Here is a 2,577-nt window from a genome sequence, read left to right as displayed (position 1 = left end):
TCATACACTAAATCAGTAAGTTGGCAGCATCACCAGGTGAAACTATATATTTACGTTGGTTTTATTACCGCAGCCATCTCCATCCTGATTTACTTTATCGACCCACGAAACATAGAGACTATTTTCGCCCTCAACACCCTGCGCGGCTATATTGGCGCGATTACGGTGCCGATATTCTGGTCCTTTATTGGCGATGCCGACGACTTTGGCGCATGGAAGTTCAAGCGTCGCATGTCCGGCGTCTATGCATCCGGCAACCTGTTCGCCCTGAAGGTGAGTCTGGCGATTGCCGGCACGATTACCGCCACCATCCTGTCCTTAACACACTATGTTCCGGATGCGCCTCAGCAAACGCCAGAGACACTGAACGCCATTATGCTGCTGATCACCGTCATTCCCGCAGCGGGCAGCATCATCACATCACTGCTGTTCCTGTTCTTTTACAAGCTGGACACCCGGATGATGAACGAAATTCAGACCGATTTAAAAGCTAACCACTACCCCGCTTAAGGAGGAACGTTATGTCGAAGCTCCACTTCGCCATTACCCCGGATAATCGCATCGCCGAGATTAACCCCCGGCTGTTTGGCTCTTTCGTTGAGCATCTGGGCCGTGCGGTTTATACCGGTATTTACGAACCCGGCCACCCGGAAGCCGATGCGCAAGGGTTCCGCCAGGACGTGATTAACCTGGTGAAAGAGATGAACGTCACCACCGTGCGCTATCCCGGCGGCAACTATGTCTCCGGCTTCAACTGGCGCGATGGCATTGGCCCCAAAGAAGAGCGTCCGGTGCGCCTGGACTACGCGTGGATCAGCAAAGAGAGCAACCAGTTTGGCATCAGCGAGTTTAACCACTGGTGCCAACAAACCCACGTCGAGCCGATGATCGCCATCAATCTGGGGACCGGCACGCCGCAGGAAGCGGGATACTTTATTGAATATTGTAACCACCCTGGCGGCACCACGCTCAGCGATCTGCGCGTGCAGCACGGCGACGCCGAACCCTATAACTTTAAACTCTGGTGCCTCGGTAACGAGATGGACGGCCCGTGGCAAACCGGGCAAATGAGCGCCGACGACTACGCCAAAAAGGCGCGCGAGACGGCCAAAATTCTGCGCTGCGTTGACCCGGAGGTTGAGCTCATTGCGTGCGGGAGTTCAAGCTCGATGATGGATACCTTCCCCACCTGGGATCGGGTTGTACTCGAGGAACTTTACGACTACGTCGATTACATCTCCTGCCACCAGTATTATGAAAACGAAGGCACTGAAAGCGACTTCCTGGCCTCCTTCGTCAATATGGACAACTTTATCGAGACCATCGTCAGCACCGCCAACTATGTGAAAGCGTACAAGCGCGGTAAGAAGGACATTATGATCTCCTTCGATGAATGGAACGTCTGGTATCTGCGCGGCGACCCCTGGGATGCGCCGATGAAGCATAAAGAGAATCGCTTTAAGGTTGCGCCGCCTTTGCTGGAAGACCGTTACTCTTTTCTCGACGCGCTGGTCGTTGGCGGTCTTCTCTGCTCCCTCATTAACCACTGCGATCGGGTTAAAATGGCCAGCCTCGCGCAGTTAGTGAACGTCATTGCCCCCATCTTTACCGAAGCGGGCGGCGGGGTGATTCGTCAGACCATCTTCTGGCCCTTTGCGATGGTGGCTAACGTGGCGAAAGGCAGCGCGTTGCGCCACTTCATTCCTGCGGGCACCTTCAGCAGCAAATACGGTGACGCACGGCGCATCCAGTCTGCCGTGGTGCACAATGCCGCAGCGGGTAAACTCTATTTATTCGCGCTGAACAGCGATTTTCACGACAGCTTCACGCTGGATCCGGATCTGTCGGCGTTTGGCCAGACGCGTCTTGCAGAACATCAGATCCTTCGCTGTGACGATCTCTACGCGAAAAATACCTTTGATCGTCCGGATCGCGTTGCGCCGGAGACGCTCACGGCCTCCGACCTCACCCTGCCGCCGCTGTCGTGGAACCGCATCACCTTCGACATCCTGTAACGGCTTTTACATGCTAATATTGCGCCCTGATTTATCACTTAACCCAGGGCGCAAACCATGGCAAAAACAGCAGCAGCACTGCATATCCTTGTAAAAGAAGAGAAACTGGCATTGGATCTTCTGGAGCAGATTAAAAACGGCGCCGACTTCGGCAAGCTGGCGAAGAAGCACTCCATCTGCCCGTCGGGCAAACGCGGCGGCGACTTAGGTGAATTCCGCCAGGGCCAGATGGTGCCGGCGTTCGACAAAGTGGTCTTCTCCTGCCCGGTGCTGGAGCCAACCGGCCCGCTGCACACTCAGTTCGGTTACCACATCATCAAAGTGCTGTACCGGAAATAAACAGCAAGGCCTTCTCAAAGAGAAGGCCTTTAATGTTTGCTCCCTCTCCCTGTGGGAGAGGGTTGGGGTGAGGGCATCAGCCCGCGACTGCAATACGTTTCATATCAGTCATGTAGCCACGCAGTTTCTGGCCCACTTTCTCGATAGCATGGCTGCGAATGGCGTCGTTTACATCACGCAGCTGCGCGTTGTCTACCGCGCCTTCGGCAATCGCTTTGCCCAG

General features: G+C 54.9%; 3 protein-coding genes and 1 pseudogene. 3 read left to right on the top strand and 1 reads right to left on the bottom strand.

Translation table 11 applies throughout. From position 1 onward, the window contains the following. The 3 genes from HMPREF1144_RS11040 to ppiC form a co-directional block, all read left to right on the top strand. Positions 1-510, top strand: a 510-nt coding sequence (locus HMPREF1144_RS11040; protein WP_227500435.1) for an MFS transporter, incomplete at its 5' end; no start/stop codon positions are given. Positions 511-521: 11 nt separating this feature from the next. Further along, the gene (locus tag HMPREF1144_RS11035) at positions 522-2,015 is read left to right on the top strand and encodes an alpha-N-arabinofuranosidase (protein WP_009652788.1); all 1,494 of its coding nucleotides are present in this window, start codon (positions 522-524) and stop codon (positions 2,013-2,015) included. Positions 2,016-2,072: 57 nt separating this feature from the next. Further along, a complete protein-coding gene (gene ppiC, locus HMPREF1144_RS11030) occupies positions 2,073-2,354 on the top strand; it encodes a peptidylprolyl isomerase PpiC (protein ID WP_004886861.1) in 282 nt (93 codons plus the stop codon). Positions 2,355-2,430: 76 nt separating this feature from the next. On the opposite strand, the pseudogene HMPREF1144_RS32350 reads toward ppiC, so the two are convergent. Beyond that, positions 2,431-2,577, bottom strand: a pseudogene (locus HMPREF1144_RS32350) (ketol-acid reductoisomerase); the annotation flags it as partial.

The organism is Klebsiella sp. OBRC7 (assembly GCF_000293135.1).
GTDB lineage: Bacteria > Pseudomonadota > Gammaproteobacteria > Enterobacterales > Enterobacteriaceae > Klebsiella > Klebsiella michiganensis.
Note: the sequence above shows the minus strand (reverse complement) of the source record. Positions and strands in the feature narration are given on the sequence as shown.

Excerpts from the sequence above, each read along its gene's own strand:
- HMPREF1144_RS11035 (WP_009652788.1), top strand. The coding sequence starts at position 522 with ATGTCGAAGCTCCACTTCGCCATTACCCCGGATAATCGCATCGCCGAG.
- ppiC (WP_004886861.1), top strand. The coding sequence starts at position 2,073 with ATGGCAAAAACAGCAGCAGCACTGCATATCCTTGTAAAAGAAGAGAAA.